The organism is Kitasatospora sp. MBT63 (assembly GCF_000710465.2).
Lineage (GTDB): Bacteria > Actinomycetota > Actinomycetes > Streptomycetales > Streptomycetaceae > Kitasatospora.
Window position 1 is genome coordinate 1 of record NZ_JAIZ01000122.1, and the last position, 16,386, is coordinate 16,386.

The window sequence follows — 16,386 nt, forward strand, 5'->3', positions numbered from 1 at the left end:
CCGTCGCCTGCGGAGACGGCGGTGACGCCGTTCAGGTCGGCCGGGACGTCGAGTTGACCGACACCGTTCTGACCCCACCCCCTGACCGTGCCGCCACTCCTGAGCGCGAGCGCGAAGTCATCGCCCGCCGCGACGGCCGTCACATCACCCAGATCCGCCGGCACACCCAGGACGCCGGAAGCGTCGTCGCCCCAACCGGTGACCGTGCCGTCGCTCTTCAACGCCAGGCTGAACCCGGTCCCCGCAGCGACCGAAGCCACCCCGCTGAGGCTGGGCGGCGCACCGAGCTCCCCCGCGGCATCGCTGCCCCACCCACTCACCGTCCCGACGGCCGCCGCGGTCGCGGACAGCACACCGATCGCCACACCCCCGGCCGTGAGAACACCCGCCACCGCGATCAGGACCGCGTTCCGGCGCAGCGAAGCCCCCCGGCGGCGCGACACACCGGCCGACGACCGCTCGTCCTCGAACGCCTGGGGTTCCGCCATGAGATCCTCTAGCGAATATCCGGTGACAATGACCCGATCCCCAGCATGAGGACGACGGACGACCAGCCCCAAGCCCTACGGGCAACCCCTCGTGCCGAACTCACTGCCCCCGAGGACGCCATCCGGCCGACCGGTGCCGGATTCCGCCGATCCGGCCGATACACCGGAAACATGATGACGAGTGAACCGCAGAGTTGCCCGCACTGCGGCCGGGTGGACCTGACCGCGATCATGGGCCCGGACTTCGCCCGCCGGGCCGCGCGCAGACGCCGGGCCGCCCTGCTCACCCTGCTGCTCTGCTGCGCCGCGCTGGTCCCGTGGATCGCCTATCTCGCCGCGACCCTGCCGATCCGGTACGAGTCCCGGCAGTGGCGGGCGGCCTGGGTCGGATTCGACCTCGCGCTGCTCGCCACGCTCGCCGCCACCGCCTGGTACGGCTGGCGCGGCAGACAGCTCGTGGTGCCCTGGGGACTGGCGGCAGCCGTCCTGCTGACCTGTGACGCCTGGTTCGACGTGATGCTCGCCTGGGGTACGGGCGACTTCACCGTCTCCGTCCTGTCCGCCGCCCTGGTCGAACTCCCGCTGGCCGGCTACCTGCTGGCGCGGGCACGGCGCATCCTCCAGTTCTTCGTGCGGATGCAGTGGTATCTGACCGGGATGCCCGGCGACCCGCCCCCGCTCCACCGGGCGCTGCTGTTGTCCGGCACCACGGCCTCCTCCCGCCGCTGATGCCGGGTCTTTCGGGCAGAGGGTGATGCCCGTGGCGGTACCCTCCGCCGCTCCCGTATCCGCCGTCACGGACGGAACACTGACGCTATGGGCATCGACCTCTCCCTCAGCAGCACGGAACTGGAGGTCGAGCCCGGTCGGGAGGCCGGGCTCGACCTCCAGCTGCGCAACACGGGTGCGACCGTCGATCAGTTCACGCTGTCCGTCGTCGGAGACCTCGGCGACTGGGCCACCGTCGAGCCCAAGATCATCAACCTCTACCCCGGGGACGAGGGGGAGGCCCGCCTCGTCCTCAAACCGCCGAAGTCATCGGACGTCCTCGCCGGTGAGATCCCGTTCGCCGTGCGCGCCGTCTCGCGGGAGGACCCCGAGGGCTCGGTCGTCGAGGAGGGGACCGTCACCGTCGCGGCCTTCACCGAGGTCGCCGCCGAGTTCATCCCGCACGGCTCACGAGGGTCCTTCCGAGCGCGTCACCGGCTCGCCGTGGACAACCACGGGAACACGCCGATGCCGGTCGCCATCAGCATGGTGAACCCGAACAACGAGCTGCTGTTCAAGGTTCGCCGCACCTCGCTGACGATCCCGCCCGGGGCCGCGGTCCTGGTCCCGGTCCGTGTCATACCGAAGAAACGATTCCTCAAAGGGACGAAGAAGACCCACCCCTTTCAGGCGGTGGTCACCGGCGACGGGTTCCCCCCGGTCACCGCCGACGCGGCGATGGTCCAGGAACAGATCCTCCCGGCCTGGCTCCCGCGCGCGCTCGCCGCACTGATCGCCCTGTCGATCGCCTTCGCCATCCTCTGGTTCACCGTCCTCAAACCGACCCTGAAGACCCAGGTGCAGAACGGCGCGCCCATCTCCCCCGGCACCGGCGTCTCGCCCAGCGCGGGCGCGAGCCCGAGCGCCCAGCCGTCCCCGGGCGCGAGCCCGAGCGGACAGCCGTCCCCGGGGGCGAGCCCGAGCGGGCAGCCGTCGGCGGGAGCCAGCCAGGGCACCCAGCCGTCGGCGGGAGCCGGCCAAGGCGCCAAAGCCTCCGGTGGGGCGAGCCAGGGTGCCGGCGGCACCAACCAGAGCTCCGGTGCGACCGGTAAGAGCACTCAACCCGCCGCGAGCGCAGGGGCGCAGGCCACCCAGGGCGGGGGCACCGTCGCAGGGGGAGGCACAACGGGCGGCGGATCGACGCAGGCCCCGTCCAACACCTCCACCTCACCCCCCTCATCCCCCGCCGACGTGTCCATCTCGACCGACACACCGGCCGGCGACCCCGGAACGTTCAAGACCTTCAACAGCCAGGCGGTCCCCTCGGGCAAATCCCTTCTCATCACCGACATCCTCGTCTCCAACCCCAACGGGGACAGCGGCTATCTGCAGATCCGGCGGGGTGACTCAACGCTCTTCCCGCTGGGGCTGGACAACTTCCGCAGCTACGACCTGCACTTCGTCGAACCCATCCGGTTCGGCCCGGGCGATCAGGTGGTCATCGCCGTGGACTGCCGGAACAGCAACGCCGCATGCACCCCGTCCGTCTTTCTGTCCGGAAAGATCCAGTAGGTCTCACCGGAGAGCGGAGGAACCCAGAATGAGTGACGAAATCCCTCCCGGCACCCGCGACGGTGCAACGCTCATGACCTTCGACGGAGTCCGCTGCGTCGAGGAGCTCGGGCAGGCCATAGGCAGGCGCAGGGAGGATCTCGGCTGGAGCCGTTCGAAGCTCGCGGAGGAGAGCGGCATGACGGAGATGTCCATCGCCAGGCTGGAGGAGGGCCAGGCCGCTTTCACATTCCCCCTGGTCGGCCGCATCGCCGCCGTGCTCGGTCTGGACCTTCAGGTGGCGCTGGTCCCGCGCACCGGGGCGAGCACGTCCGGCAGCAAGTCGTGAGAGTGGAGCGGGTCGCCCTCGGCGGCGCAGAGGTTCTCCTGACCCGACGGTGCCAGGAGCCGTGCCGCCTGAAGCAGGGCCAGCATCTTGCGAAGCCGCGGGTGGAGGCCGACCAGGCTGAAGGCCGTACCGTGCGCCGAGCAGCTGTCACGCGCCGCGAGAAGGATTCGAAGACCGGTCGCATCACAGAAATCGAGGCCGGCGACGTCCACGACGAGCTGGTTCGGCCGCCGGGTGAGAAGTTCCGCGACCGCGAACTCCACCAGGGGAGCCGTGCAGGCGTCGAGTTCGCCTTCCAGGTGCAGGAGCGCCGTCCCGTCGTACAGGACGCCCCGGGGGGACAGCATCTCGTTCGGGTGCATGATCACCTTCAGTTGCATGATCACCGCCGTGGGGATCGCTCCAGCATCGCCCCAGAGGGGTTTCACACCACGATAGTCCACCGCCCGGGCAGAAGAATATAGGGACATATGTACCCATTTCACAGCCTTCGTGGTATACGAACCGGGCCGCGTGCCGCCGCCGCTGCCCCGGCCGGAACCCGGGCGGACAGGGGCTGCCCGTGCTCCCGGAACTGATCGCCGCGGGACTCATCGCCGGCAACCTGTACGCGGTGCCCGCGCCACCCGTCACGTCCGCGCACAGCCCCCACACCCTGTCCCGTCGGACGCACCCGCCTGCGAGCCCGACCGGCCCGACGCCATCCCTCCGGACGACCAGGACGGGCACGAACGACACCGATACCGGGACCCGATCCGGCCGACCGGCCCCGGACGGGACCGAGCACCCCGGAAAGCTCGCCGACGACGGCCCCGATCCACTCACACTCGTCGCCACCGCCCTCGCGGCCGCCGTCGCCGTGACCGGCCTGCGAGCCGCCCGGCGCCGCAGCACCCGCCGACGCCGACCCCGGTCCGCCCCGGCGGACCCGCACCGGTCCGTCCCGGACACGAGAACCTCACCGACCCCGCCTGCGTACACACCCCGCCCCGGACACCGGGACCCGCGATGACCCCACCGAGCAGCTCCACCCGGCCCGCGGCACCGGGCGACCCGAACCCGCGACGGACCACCGAACCGGCTCGGATCGCACCCTCACCGGGTCAGACCGCACGCTCGAGGAACGGCTGCGCACCGAGAGCCGTGTAGCGGGCACGCGCGCGATCGAGGAACACGGCGGCAGTCTGGTGGTCGCCCAGAAGATGGTGCAGATGACAGGCGGCCTCCTCGAGACGGGCGCGGTGGAAAGGAGGATCGTCGGGGCGCAGCGGGGTGTCGAGGACCCGGTGGTAGGCGTCCGCAGCGGCATGGAGATCCCCATGGGCCTCGGCCAGCTGCCCGGTGGCGAAGGCGGCGGCCGTGCGCAGGAACGGGGTCCGCCGGGCGAGCCCGCACAGGTGGGCGAGGGCGTCGCGGGCCTGGTCGAGCTGGCCCGTGGCGGTGAGGGCCTCGGTCCACATGGGCCAGAACTGATGGGTCGGCCAGGTGACGAGGTCGCCGAGGGCGTCCCGGTACAGGGGCCGCAGAGCGGAGAGCATGGCCGCATGGTCGGCGCGGCCCTGCGCGATGGCGGCGGCCGCCAGACCCGACTGATCGGAGAAGGTCGGCACGGGAACCTGGCTCTGCGACGCGTCGAGATGCTCCTGGGCGCTCCGCCATCGGCCCTGCCCCCCGGCGACGATCGCCGCGTACGCGTGCGCGGTGATGAAGTGGAACCGGAAGCCGCCGATGTCGCCCTCGGCGAGAATCTGCTCGGACGCGGCTGCGGCCAGCTCCCAGTCCCCGAGCAGGTAGTGGCAGGCCGACAGATGGATCAGGGCCATCAGCCGGGCGAGCGGAAGCGCATCACTGCGGCCCGGCTCCAGGACGGCGGCGACGTCACGCCGCGCCGCCTGCAGGTCCCCCATGGCGAGCAGACAGGTCCCGCGACCGATGAGCCCGCTGCTGCGCGCCAGGGCACGGTCCGCGGGCAGTGCGGCGATCCACGGTTCTCGCAAGGTGGCCGTCGGGCCCTGGCTGAACAGCAACGTGTTGCCCAGGATCAACTGCGTCGCGATCGTGTCGTAGGTGCGTGTGTCGTTCACGGTACCCGCCGATTCGTCCTGCAGGGCCTGTCGCAGCAGGAGGGCGGAGTGTGGTGCGTCGCCGCTCTGGAACACGGCCAGCCCGAGCCGGAGCCGGGCCTGGGCCAGGGTGGCGAGGTCACCTTCGGCCTCCGCCTCGGCCAACGCCTGCTCGCCCAGCCGTACCGCGCCCTGATAGTCGCCGTCCATATAGACGTAGCAGCTCAGCAGCAGGGTCCGCTTGGCACAGGGGGCGCACTGCTCGACGGGCCCCCGCAAGGGGTGGGCCGCACGCAGGCCCCTGGGGTTGATCAGGTTGATGGTGTGCTCGGCGGCGGTGAGGAGCCGGCGCTCGTGCAGCTCACGTCTGTCGGAGAGATCGGCTGCCCAGAGCAGTAGCGTCGCCGCCCGGTCGAGGTAACCGAGGCGGGCGTTCCGGTCGGCCTCGGCATCGAGTGACTCGGCGAGCGGACCATCGAGGTGACTGGTGGAGGCGACCCGGTGGGCCCAGGCGGCATCGGTCTCCACGACACCGACGGCGGCCGCGTGCAGGGCACGCCGTCGCTCCGGGCGGATGGCCTGGTAGATCGCGTCACGCTGGAGCGGATGGGCGATGCCCACCGGTACGGCTGCACCGGGGGGCCCGGCGGGATCGGGCCGGGCCCGGACCAGGAGGCCTGCCTCCAGCAGCGGACTCAGGGCCCGATCCGGCTCGAAGTCCTGCTCGTGCAGCTTCGCGATCCGTGCCGCCGTGTCGACGGGGGAGGGGATGCCCAACACGGCCAGCGCCTCGACCAGGGCCCGGCTGTCGGCAGGCAGCCGCTCCAGGCTGCGGCGCACCGCGGACGCCAACGACGTCGGCACCGGAAGAGCCGCCCCGACATCCGCCAGGTCACCGGGCGTGGTGGAGGCGAGGATCGACCGCAGGTACAAGGGGTGGCCTCGGGTGTGCTCCCACAGCCGGCGCAGCACCGCCGCCGACAGCGGCTCGTCCGCCATCAGCCCCGCCTGGGCCTCCGGCAGCCCGCTCAGCCGCAGCACCTGCGTCTGCCCGGCCCAGGTCCCCTGCCGCCACCGTTGCGACGGATCCCCGGGCTCCGCGCCGGCCGGATCGGTACGGCACGTGGCCACCAGGAGGACCCTCTCCTGCCACAGCCACCGCAACAGCGATCCCAGGACCTGCAGCGAAGCGTCGTCCGCCCACTGCACGTCGTCCACCACCAGCACCAGTGGTAGGTCCTGGACCGAGCCGAGCAGTTCCACCAGTTCGACGCCCACCGCCACCGGGGCGACCGACGGCCCGAGGCGGCCGCGCAGTACCACCGACTTCTTCACGAGTTCCGGATCGACCTGGCGAAGCCACTGCTCCACCACTCCGTAGGGCCAGTCCTGTTCGGACGGGTCACAGCCGGCCCACCACACCCTGTGGCCGGTCAGCGCCGCCAGGGCCTGCCGCACCAGGGAGGTCTTGCCGATCCCGGCCTCGCCCTCCACCACCACCAGCTGCGGAGCGCCGGACGCCGTGGCGACGGCACAGCCCGCAAGCAGTTCGAGCTCGGCGTCCCGCCCCACGAAGGACTGACCGGATTCCGGCGCCGTGCCTTCCGCCGCACCCGGCGAGGCCCGGCTCGAACGCTTCGCCGGCATGTACATCAGCCGCCCTCCTGACGTCAGGACGGGACCCGGAAACTCCCGAGAGGTCTCCCCTACATAATGGCCTGGTTCGGCACATGTCACTCGTCTGGGCGGGAACCCCCAGGGTCGGGGGCCCATCAGTCAGGGGCTGACACTTCGACCGGTGCACGAACCCCGGCGAGCGGCGCGACGGCGGCTGTGGCGTGGAGCCGGCCAGGGCGTCACCGTGGCCTTACCATCCCGTTCATCCATACAGATGTGCATTCAAGTATTCCACCCATCTCTCGATGCTCTCCATGTCCATCGGATGCGTTCCTTCGGTTTCATAGAGATGGTAATCGGTCGTGTAGGTCTGCAGTGTCCCATCCCCGTGGCGGACCTCCTTGATAAATCGAAAATAGGGGTGCACATCGGACAGGGGCTGGCTTTCGACATCGCGGTCCAAGAATATGAACCCCGGGATCCCGTCGTTGATCTCCGGGACGAAGAGCGCCGTGGTGAGAGGGTGGACCAGGCTCACGGCGAGCCCCTCGGCGGAGATCATGAACGTCAGCTCACGTCTGTTGTCCCAGCCGAGGAGGTAGGTGATATCGGTCGGATCCTTGGCCCGAGGACCCTTGGTGGGCCAAATCTTGACCGTACACCAGGCGGTCACCAGGGCTGTATTCGCCTCGGAATCTCCCCGCTTCCCCGTGCGAAGCGCGTCCTTCGTGACGGTGCAGATCAACTCAATATCGCCAAAAACTGCATCAAAGTAGAACTCCTCCTGGGGGTACTGCGACAGGAGGACTTCGACACCGGACTGATGGCCGTCGGCCCCGTGCGCGGCCGAAATATGCTCGGTCATGTTGGAAAGGAACATCCGGAAGTCGCGTTGCACGGTGCGACGTGTCGTCGCCCGTGCCGTCTCGCCCGCAACGCTGTCCAGAGCGGTCTCGGCGAGCTCATCCACCTGATCGAGCCCCGTGCCTGCAGGACCGTACGCGTTGGCGAGATGACCGGCGACATGTGCAGCATGGCCCAGCCCGGGCGTATGGCTGCCCATGGCCGTCATGAGAGTGAGAAAACCAGATGCCCCCGTTCGGGCATAGTCCCCGACCGTCAGTGCCGTGCTCGCAGCACCCAGTCGGCCCGATAGCTTCCCCTCGGTCTCCCGGGCCGCGTACTCGGAGATCTTATCGATGTTCCCGCGGCCCACCTGTCTGCGAGCATCCTGCTTTGTAGCGTAATACTTGTGCCCAGCAGTCCCGGCGCTCATGATCCCGAATATGATGGCCAAGGGAGGGAATAGTGCCGTAAGGGGACCGAGTGCGGTCTGGATGGTACTGTTGATCGACGCAATGAGGGTCAGCTTGTCTGCGAGCCCAGGATTGGTGTCGCTCAGATTGTCCGCATGTACGGTCCTGGCCAGGTCGATCAATGATTCGCGATAATCGGAGGATATTTTTCCGACGGCGCCTTGCAGGCCCTTCAGCGCTAGATCGTGAGCGGATATGGCGGCAGCGACGTCGTCCTCCGTGGCGGCGGGATCATTTGCCGCCCTGCGCAGATCCCCGGTGCGCCGAGCCAGTTCGTCGAACTGTTTTTCGATCATGCCATAGGGATTGATGAAGTCGTTTTTCTCGCGAATATAGTCGCTTCCCTGCAAGGCGTTTGTATTTGCCATCTGATCCATCAGGTCCGTGATGGCCAGGAGCCCGGGCAGGATCGGCTTGAATTTGTCTGCTATTGCCAGCCGCTCACTCACCACTACGCCGTGCTTGCCACTCCCGTGGCCTTTGGTGACATTCTTGAAATATGCATCTGTCAGCTGCTCGATCTGCTCCGGGTGTCTATCGAAGGAAGATCGGAGGCGACTGACTTCCCTCCGGAAGAGGGAATAGGAGGCTTTGACCTCTGGTTGACGCCATCCCTTGGCCGCATGGAATCCGTTGATCCGGTCCGGGGTAAGCTCCCTCGCGATCGCAGCGTATTCAGGATTTCCCCGACTATTCAAAAAGGCGCAGTAGTATCGAATCAGGAAGGTGTGGTCCGTGTATTTTCTGACTACATCTTTAAAATTGCCGGGAAGTTCCCCGATTCGCTTTCTGTCCGCGATGCTGGCAGGATCGTCACCGAGCCATCTCCATTGCGTGAGCGTCTCGCGTATCTTGATCCATTCGGCTGACTCCATTTAACCGCCCCTTCCTCTCACTTTTCCGCGGCCGGGAAGAGAAGGGCAATTTCATCGCTGGTCATGTGCGTGCCGCCTTGATTTTCCGGCGGCTGCTCACTCACGGTTTCCTTGGTCCATCCACCCCATGTGAGCCATTTATTCGCGGTCTTGAAATCTTCCTTGCTCGCGTATCGCATGGCCACATTCCAGGAGAATATTCTTGCGAGCTCCGGCTGGCTTTGTATCTGGGCCATAAGATCATTGTCGCCGGCTATCTCCTTCAGCCAGTGGATCGCGAGTGGATAGTCATTATCCTTTACGGCCGTATCGAATTTTTTGACATACTTCGCTATATCCATGGCGATGACCTCTGGGATTCAATGCGGCCTCGGAACTTTGATCTGCGGCGGCGCGTGATTGCGGCATCAACCGAACCTCGAGCCGAGGATTCGTCTACATGCTAGGTCCGCCACTGAAACTTCCAAGGTGCGCCGGGGCGGCCGGAAGGGCACATGGCGCTTCCTCCCGCCCGCTGAGGATGACCACCGATGCCGACCCAGAGGTTCTTGATCGTCGCGGCGCTTATTCCACCCGGGCGGCCCTCCTCCGGCGGCTCGAGGGCCAGGGCGGAGAGGCCCGGCGGCTGGTCCCCGGAATACCCCGGCTTCACATCTGCAAGGGCACCAGAAGCCATTAATGCTCATACAGATGTCAACCGGGGTTCGCGGTCCGCACGGTCGCCCGCATTCCCCGAACCGGTGGGCCAGGAAGCCACATGACCGTGAAGCCGGGCCCCGGGTACTGCGGCTAAACGATGAAGCACCCGTCCGGACCGCAAGACCCGTCCCCCGCATCGCCGCCCGGACCGACCACCGTCAGCCGGGCCTTCTTGCCCCAGGCCTCGTCGAGCGCGGCCCGGAAGACCTCCGGCGGCTGGGCACCCGACACCCCGACCGCGCCGTCGACGACGAAGAACGGGACACCGGTCGCACCCAACGCCCCCGCGGCCGCCTCGTCCTCGCGCACCGCATCGGCGTAGGCGGTCCGGTCGGCGAGTACCCGCTGCGCCTCCTCCCGCTCAAGGCCGGCCTGTACGGCCAGCTCGAGCAGCCGTTCATCTCCGAAAGCGGACTGCTCGTCGGCGAAGTTCGCCCGGTACAGCAGCTCGAGCAGCCGGCTCTGCGCGCCGTGTTCCTTCGCCAGGTGCAGGAGCCGGTGCATGTCGAACGTGCTGCCGTGATCCCGGCCGCCGGCCCGGTAGTCCAGGCCCTCCGCCCGGGCGTGCTCGGCGATGCGTTCCTCGGAGCGGGCGACCTGCGTCACGGTGGCGCCGTATTTCGCGGCGATGAGCGGGATGACCGGCTCGACCTTCCCGGGCTCCCGGTGCGGGTCGAGTTCGAAGGACCTGTGGACCACCTCGACGGCGTCCCGGTGCTCGAACCCGGCGAGCCCCTGCTCGAACCGCGCCTTTCCGATGTAGCACCAGGGGCAGGCTATGTCACTCCAGATTTCGACACGCATGATGACTTCTCTCTTTCTACGGCGACAGGTGGTTGATCGGAGGGCACCGATGACGCTCTTGCCATGGCTACGGCCCCGGGGGCCGGCCGCCGGGAGACGTCCGTGGCCCGACGAGGGGTGGAAGGCTGCAGAAGGCCACGATCGCCGTCCCGCCGGCCTCGGCGAGTCCGGTGGGAGCGGTGACCGTCCCGGTCGGGCCGTCTGGAGAGGCGCTCGCCGAGTGAGCGCCGATCTTGACCGGTCGGGGATCCGATGCCGTCGGCGGTGGTGCGGACCTGCACCGTCGCGCCGTGGCGGACGTCGGCCGTCTCGACCGGAGGCGCGGCTGGTGAGGGCCTTCATCGCGTCGCTCCTGTGATGGCAGCAGTGCACCGGTGACCAGTGCACCGGTGACCTCGATCGATGCCGAGATCATCAAGTATCTCGATGATGGTAAATATCGATTGTTTAGGTTGTCAAGTATATGGATCGGCAGGCACGACCGCCCCCGAACCGCAACCGCCGTACGAGGTCCCGCCGGGTACCGCCGCCCTGCTGGAACAGCAACTCGCCGACGCGCGGCGTCCGACTGCCAGGACAAGCCGCCGGAGACGGCCCGGCCGACCTCTCGGTCGAGAAGAACGAGGGACAACCGCCGAGATCCTTGCAACCGCAGACGACCGATCCGCCCCCGAACTGCCCGCCGACCCCGGCAGGGGCTGCCTACCGAGCTGCCCACCGATGCGGAACATGAGCCCTGCCTTACGGACTCCTAAAGGTTCCGGTGCGGCCGGTACGGGGCTTCCTACTCTGTGTACCCGACCTTGTCGATCAACGGCATCGACGGCTGGCACAGCACCATCGCGATGACAGCTCCGCGACCCCGGGGGACCAACCGCCGGACCGCGTCGCGACAGTCCGAGAGGAAGTCAACGGTGAACGAAATCTTCCTGCCACGTGAGGACGACGAACTGGCGGGCACGATCCTCGCCGCGATCGACGAGGCCGCGCGGACCATGGGCGGTCGCGCCCCCCAGATGATCCTCCGCCACGACCCGGCGGCCTGCCTCATGCTGTTGGAGTGCTCCGCGCGGATCGGGGTGGCGGCCAGGGAGATCTCCGAATCCGTGCGTGCCGCCACCACCCACATCCCCTGGGACAGTCTCACCCGCCTCGGAGCAGCCGACGTGACCGCCGACAAGGAGCTCAAGGCGCTGCACGACCTCCTGCTCGAAGGCGTCGAACGGTTACGGACCACCCTCTCCGAGATCCGGGAGGCCGGAACGGAGACCGACCAGGCCTGCCGGAGCGCCGATGAGGACCACGCACTCGACAGGCTCGCTCACGACTTCTACCGCCCCGCCGGCCGCGACCTCCTGCAGCGCAGCCACGAATTCTACGAGTGGGTACGGGCCAGCCGCCGCACCGGCTTCTGGCAGTACACCAGGACGACGGACAAGGCTCCGGGGAGGACCGCGATGATGGCGGACGAATCCGGACAGGTGGCCCACGGCATCAACCTGAGCTCCCAGGACTACCTCTCGCTCAGCTCCCACCCCGCGATCCGCGAGGCCGCCGCGCAGGCCCTGAGCGAATACGGGCCGCACAGCCCCGGATCCCCCATGGCCGCGGGCAACACACCACTCTCCCGCGGACTCGAGCACGCGCTCGGCGAACTGCTGAGGAACGAGCACATCACCCTCTTCCCCACCGGCTGGGCCGCGGGCTACGGCGCCGTCGTGAGCCTGGTACGCCAGGAGGACCACGTGGTGATCGACCGGCTCGCACACGCGTCCCTCCAACAAGGCGCACGGGCCGCCACCCGCAACGTCCACCGGTTCGAGCACCTGAGCCTGCCGGCCGTTGCCGCACGCCTTCGCTCCATCAGATCCGTCGACACCCGGAACGGCATCCTCGTCGCCACCGATGCACTGTTCTCCGCCGACGCCAACTCGCCCGACCTGGAAGGCCTCCAGGACGTCTGCCGGATGTTCGACGCCACCCTGCTGGTGGACGTCGCCCACGACCTGGGCGCCATCGGCCCCGGCGGCACCGGCGTTCTCGGCATCCAGGACATGCTCGGCCGGGTGGACCTGGTGACGGGGTCCTTCTCCAAGACCTTCGCCTCCCAAGGGGGCTTCGTGGCCTCCGCATCACCGGCCGTGAAGCAGTACGTCAAGATGTTCGGCGGCACACACCTCTTCTCCACCGCGATGTCCCCGGTCCAGGCCGCCGTCGCCCTGGAGGCGACCAGGGTCATCCGATCACCCGAAGGCCACCAACGCCGACTCAGCCTGGACAGTACATACCGCGCCCTGCGCGAAGGCCTGTCCATACGCGGCCTGACATGCATGGGAAGCCCCTCACCGATCGTCCCGCTGCTCATCGGCAGCGAAAGGCTGGCCCGGGTCACCAACCGCCTGCTCTTCCAGCAAGGCGTGCTGGCCTTCCTGGTCGAGTTCCCGGTGGCGCCGGTCGGATCGGCCTGCTTCCGGCTCCAGGTCCAGGCGGCCCACCGGCCGAAGGACGCCCACAAGGCGGCCTGGACCATCGAACGGGCGGTGGCCGAGGCCCGCTCCCACCTCGCGCGCGTGCCCGGAGGCGGGAACGGCGACGGCGGGGCCGGCCAGGCGGACTAGCGTCGCCTTATCGGGGCGGCAGATTGTCTAAATCACACAATATCCGGTCAATTAGAGAATGCGCACGCCGATTGAATCCCGGGATGAGAAAGGTCATTTCCGGCGCCCCGGGGTCGACCTGGCAGAAGCCAAAATTGCAGAAGTTCGTTGATAAAACGATTACAGCGCCTTGTTGAATCTGGGCTGGGCAGGAGATCGATCGGGCAATCAAAGACTACCAGGGCCTGCCCGTTCGGACCTTTTTGCCGGAAGGGCTGGGGATAGTATTGGATCCCCTCACCCTGACAGCGGCCGCAGGAACGCTTGGATCGGTCGCCTTCATTAGGAGAAGAAAAATGTACGGTCAGCCACCTCAAGCCCAAGCGCTCCAGCATCCGGGGCCACCTCCGCCGTTGGTACCTCCCGCGTCTTGGCCACCGCAACAGTTCACCGCTAACGGAATTACCTGGCATTTCCATAAAAATTATGGAACAGGAAATTCCATGACCATGTACACGTCTCAGGCGGCAGTCGAGTATCACTTGTCAATCGAGTGGGGCGACCAAGGCGGTGATTGGCACGGTAGTCCTCAGAGTGAAAGTACCGGGCTTACACCGAGTTGGGTCAAGGTTAGGAGGAATGGATCGCGGCGCGGAAACTGTCCAAGCGCAAACATGGCCGACGCAGACCACTGGTATAACCAGTATAGGCTCGCAATCAGAAACCAGCTCATGGACCTTGATGGTCAATATCAGACCCTCTTGACTGCCTACAATAATTACCGGGCATATCAAGTAAATCTGACAAACTACAATCAGGTGCTCACTGCCTACAATAACCAGCAGGCAATTCAAAATCAGGCGAACAATCCGGCGCCGTATGACGACAATAGCAGTCAGCACCGAAAAGTCGCCAATGAGAAATTGGCCAAAGCGGATAAGCTGACAGTGAAGATCCAGGTCAATGATGACAATGAAGACTCTGTCTTGGTTCTGGACTTTGAGGGGCCATATTGCGTAGCAGAGAGCCTTGTTCGTCCCGCAGAGACAAAGGCGGGGTGGACGGCAGAGGCTCGCGCCCTTGCCTATCAAGGGGATATTGTCCTGATACGAAACAGAACAAAGCTGCAGATCGCTCGAGCTGGCTCGGTGATTGCGCGACCGGATCTCATGCTCAAGGTATGGAAAGCGAGACTTCCTCGAGCCGAGGTATATGAGCACGAAGGGGTCTGGTGGCTTTCGTGTGAAAGTGGATATTATCGAGTTCCCAAGCTGGGCGACGGAATCGACGTTGAGCAATATTTTGTAACTCTGAGTGATGCCATAATGGAGCCATCGGATGGCTGCTTCCTTAGTTCATTTCCGAACAATGAAGGAATTATCGTAAAAATCGACAACGATGACTTGAGGCTTGTTTCGGATACCGATTGGAATTCCTGGCAGTCCTCCCTCCCTGTGGCCACTCTCAATAACCAAATACTATGCGTTCAGGTCCATCAGGGGAATCCCGAGTACTACCAATTGACTATAGTTCCGACCGTTGAGCCGGAAGTGCACAGTGAAAATTGCTGCCTGCTGCTTCATGATGGAAGTTGGGTTATTGTTGACTGCAGTATCCTGAAAAAGGCGGCTGTCACAACCGCGATTGTCGTTCAATATTCGGTAGACTGGTCAAAGGCTCTAGTCAAGATTGCTGATGAAGATGCTTGGACTAGCTACCAACTGGTGAACGTATCCAATGTGCCACTGTTGTCCCATACGGGACATATTACGGAATTGGCCGGGGAGGATGGCACGCTCGCCGGCCTGTATGTAATTAATATAGATAATGAAGATGGCTATATGGCCTGGTATCAGACAATGGTCGAAGACCGCAGTGACATCAATATTGGGCCGGTGATTGGCGATCAAGTAACAGCCTTCTTCATTTCTGAGCCGGAATACCTATACGAGGTGGAGATTTCTCCCCAATTCCCCTCTCAGTGCATCGGATTGGAGGGATGGTTCGTGCCGGCAAACGATATTTCTAAGGTGATTCGGTTCAAAGATCTTACAAAAAAGATTCCCAGGCCGGATGCAACCTGACGATCTTTGATTCGGTGGGCAGATCTAGATCGATCGTATGCGTGCTGCCGTGAGGGGTTCGAGTGGGTATCCGAGATCCTGATGATTCGTTCCGTGGCCAAATCGCTTCGGGTCAGACTGGTGGGCCGCATGTCGCAGCGGGCGTCGTCGGAATTTACCCGCATAGGGCGCTGCAGGTGTCCTCCTTCCGGCGTGCCGGGGCGACGGTGTGGGTGGACGCCAGCGTCTTCTCCGCAGTGGCGTACGCGCCAAAGGCCGCTTGGGGGGATCCGGAGCGTCCGAGTCGGGCGTGGAGGCAGTCGAAGGCTGCGGCATGGGCGGGGCTGTCTGAGCTTGCTCCGCTTTGACGGACACCGTTGGTGTGGTGGTCAGGCCGCCAGGAGGGTCTCGTACTCGGCGGGACTGCGGTAGCCAAGACTGTTGTGCAGCCTGCGTATGTTGTACCAGCCTTCGGCCCACTCAAAGATCGCGGTCCGTGCTGCGGCCCGGCTGGGCCAGGGGCGGTCGCCGAGCAGCTCCCGCTTGAGGGTGGCGAAGAAGGACTCGGCGAGTGCGTTGTCCCAGCACTGGCCGGTCCGACCGACCGAGAGTCGAACGCCGAACTCACCTGCCAGATCGGCGAATTCACGGCTGGTGTACTGGCAGCCGCGATCCGAGTGAAACACCACCGGCCCGCTGGGGCGGCGGGTGTGGCAGGCGGCCCGCAGGGCGTCGGCGACCAGTTCGGTGCGCAGGTGGTCGGCGGTGACCCAGCCGACGACGCGGCGCGAGGCGATGTCGATAACGGTGGCCAGGTAGAGCCAGCCCTCGTCGGTGGGGATGTAGGTGATGTCGCCGCACCAGCGCGTGTCGAGGGCTGCCGGGTGGGGCTGGAAGTCGCGCAGGACCAGGTCCGGCCGGGTGGCGGCCTGTGGGTCGGGGATCGTGGTGCGGTGGCGACGTCTGCGGTGCCGGCCTTCCAGGCCGGTCAGGCGCATCAGCCGGGCGACCCGGCGGCGCCCGCACCGCTCGCCGCCGCGTTGCAGGGTGGCGTGGACGCGCGGGGCCCCGTAGCTGCCATGAGAGGCGGCGTGGACCTCGGTGATCTTCTCGGTCAGTTGTGCGTCGCGGACCGCACGGGGGCCGGGGGCGGCGGTGCGGCGGGCGTAGAAGGCGGTACGGGAGACCTGGAGCAGTTCACACACTCGCTTGACGTTGTGGCCTGCCTGCTTCTCCGCCTCGATGAACGGGTGCAC

At 66.2% G+C, this 16,386-nt stretch carries 11 protein-coding genes and 1 pseudogene; 5 read left to right on the top strand and 7 right to left on the bottom strand.

The genetic code is table 11. The annotated features are described in order from the left end of the window. Positions 1 to 488, bottom strand: a pseudogene (locus AA75_RS08315) (hypothetical protein); the annotation flags it as partial. Between the two features lie 171 nt (positions 489 to 659). On the opposite strand from AA75_RS08315, the gene AA75_RS08320 reads away from it, so the two are divergent. The 3 genes from AA75_RS08320 (at position 660) to AA75_RS08330 (ending at position 3,096) form a co-directional block, all read left to right on the top strand. After that, positions 660 to 1,217 carry a hypothetical protein gene (locus AA75_RS08320; RefSeq protein ID WP_199520284.1) on the top strand — a complete coding sequence of 186 codons (558 nt, stop codon included), beginning with the start codon at positions 660 to 662 and terminating at the stop codon, positions 1,215 to 1,217. Positions 1,218 to 1,304: 87 nt separating this feature from the next. Beyond that, positions 1,305 to 2,768, top strand: a complete 1,464-nt coding sequence (locus tag AA75_RS08325; RefSeq protein WP_035980319.1) for a hypothetical protein — start codon at positions 1,305 to 1,307, stop codon at positions 2,766 to 2,768. A 28-nt stretch (positions 2,769 to 2,796) separates the two neighbouring features. Beyond that, entirely contained in the window at positions 2,797 to 3,096 is a 300-nt protein-coding gene (locus AA75_RS08330; RefSeq protein ID WP_051812006.1) for a helix-turn-helix transcriptional regulator, read from the top strand. Here AA75_RS08330 and AA75_RS08335 read toward each other — a convergent pair. From AA75_RS08335 to AA75_RS08350, 5 genes are all read right to left on the bottom strand, one after another. Then, entirely contained in the window at positions 3,042 to 3,581 is a 540-nt protein-coding gene (locus tag AA75_RS08335) for an STAS domain-containing protein (protein WP_149038019.1), read from the bottom strand. The two genes, AA75_RS08330 and AA75_RS08335, sit on opposite strands and share 55 nt — an antisense overlap. A 618-nt stretch (positions 3,582 to 4,199) precedes the next feature. Continuing rightward, positions 4,200 to 6,896, bottom strand: coding sequence for an AAA family ATPase (locus AA75_RS08340; RefSeq protein ID WP_158515464.1), 2,697 nt, complete (start codon positions 6,894 to 6,896; stop codon positions 4,200 to 4,202). A 142-nt stretch (positions 6,897 to 7,038) separates the two neighbouring features. Continuing rightward, a complete protein-coding gene (locus tag AA75_RS08345; protein ID WP_149038020.1) occupies positions 7,039 to 8,967 on the bottom strand; it encodes a hypothetical protein in 1,929 nt (642 codons plus the stop codon). A 17-nt stretch (positions 8,968 to 8,984) separates the two neighbouring features. After that, positions 8,985 to 9,308, bottom strand: coding sequence for a hypothetical protein (locus tag AA75_RS47180; RefSeq protein WP_149038021.1), 324 nt, complete (start codon positions 9,306 to 9,308; stop codon positions 8,985 to 8,987). 448 nt (positions 9,309 to 9,756) lie between these two features. Next, complete coding sequence (locus AA75_RS08350) at positions 9,757 to 10,470, bottom strand: DsbA family oxidoreductase (RefSeq protein WP_033819182.1); 714 nt, start codon at positions 10,468 to 10,470, stop codon at positions 9,757 to 9,759. Positions 10,471 to 11,384: 914 nt separating this feature from the next. On the opposite strand from AA75_RS08350, the gene AA75_RS08355 reads away from it, so the two are divergent. Then, positions 11,385 to 13,088 (top strand): aminotransferase class I/II-fold pyridoxal phosphate-dependent enzyme, encoded by a 1,704-nt coding sequence (locus tag AA75_RS08355; protein ID WP_051812008.1) that lies wholly within the window; start codon positions 11,385 to 11,387, stop codon positions 13,086 to 13,088. Positions 13,089 to 13,741: 653 nt separating this feature from the next. Then, positions 13,742 to 15,151 (top strand): hypothetical protein, encoded by a 1,410-nt coding sequence (locus AA75_RS47185; protein ID WP_149038022.1) that lies wholly within the window; start codon positions 13,742 to 13,744, stop codon positions 15,149 to 15,151. 368 nt (positions 15,152 to 15,519) lie between these two features. Here the strand turns inward: AA75_RS47185 and AA75_RS08360 are convergent. Next, positions 15,520 to 16,386: IS3 family transposase (locus AA75_RS08360; protein WP_158515466.1), on the bottom strand; the 867-nt coding region annotated here is incomplete at its 5' end.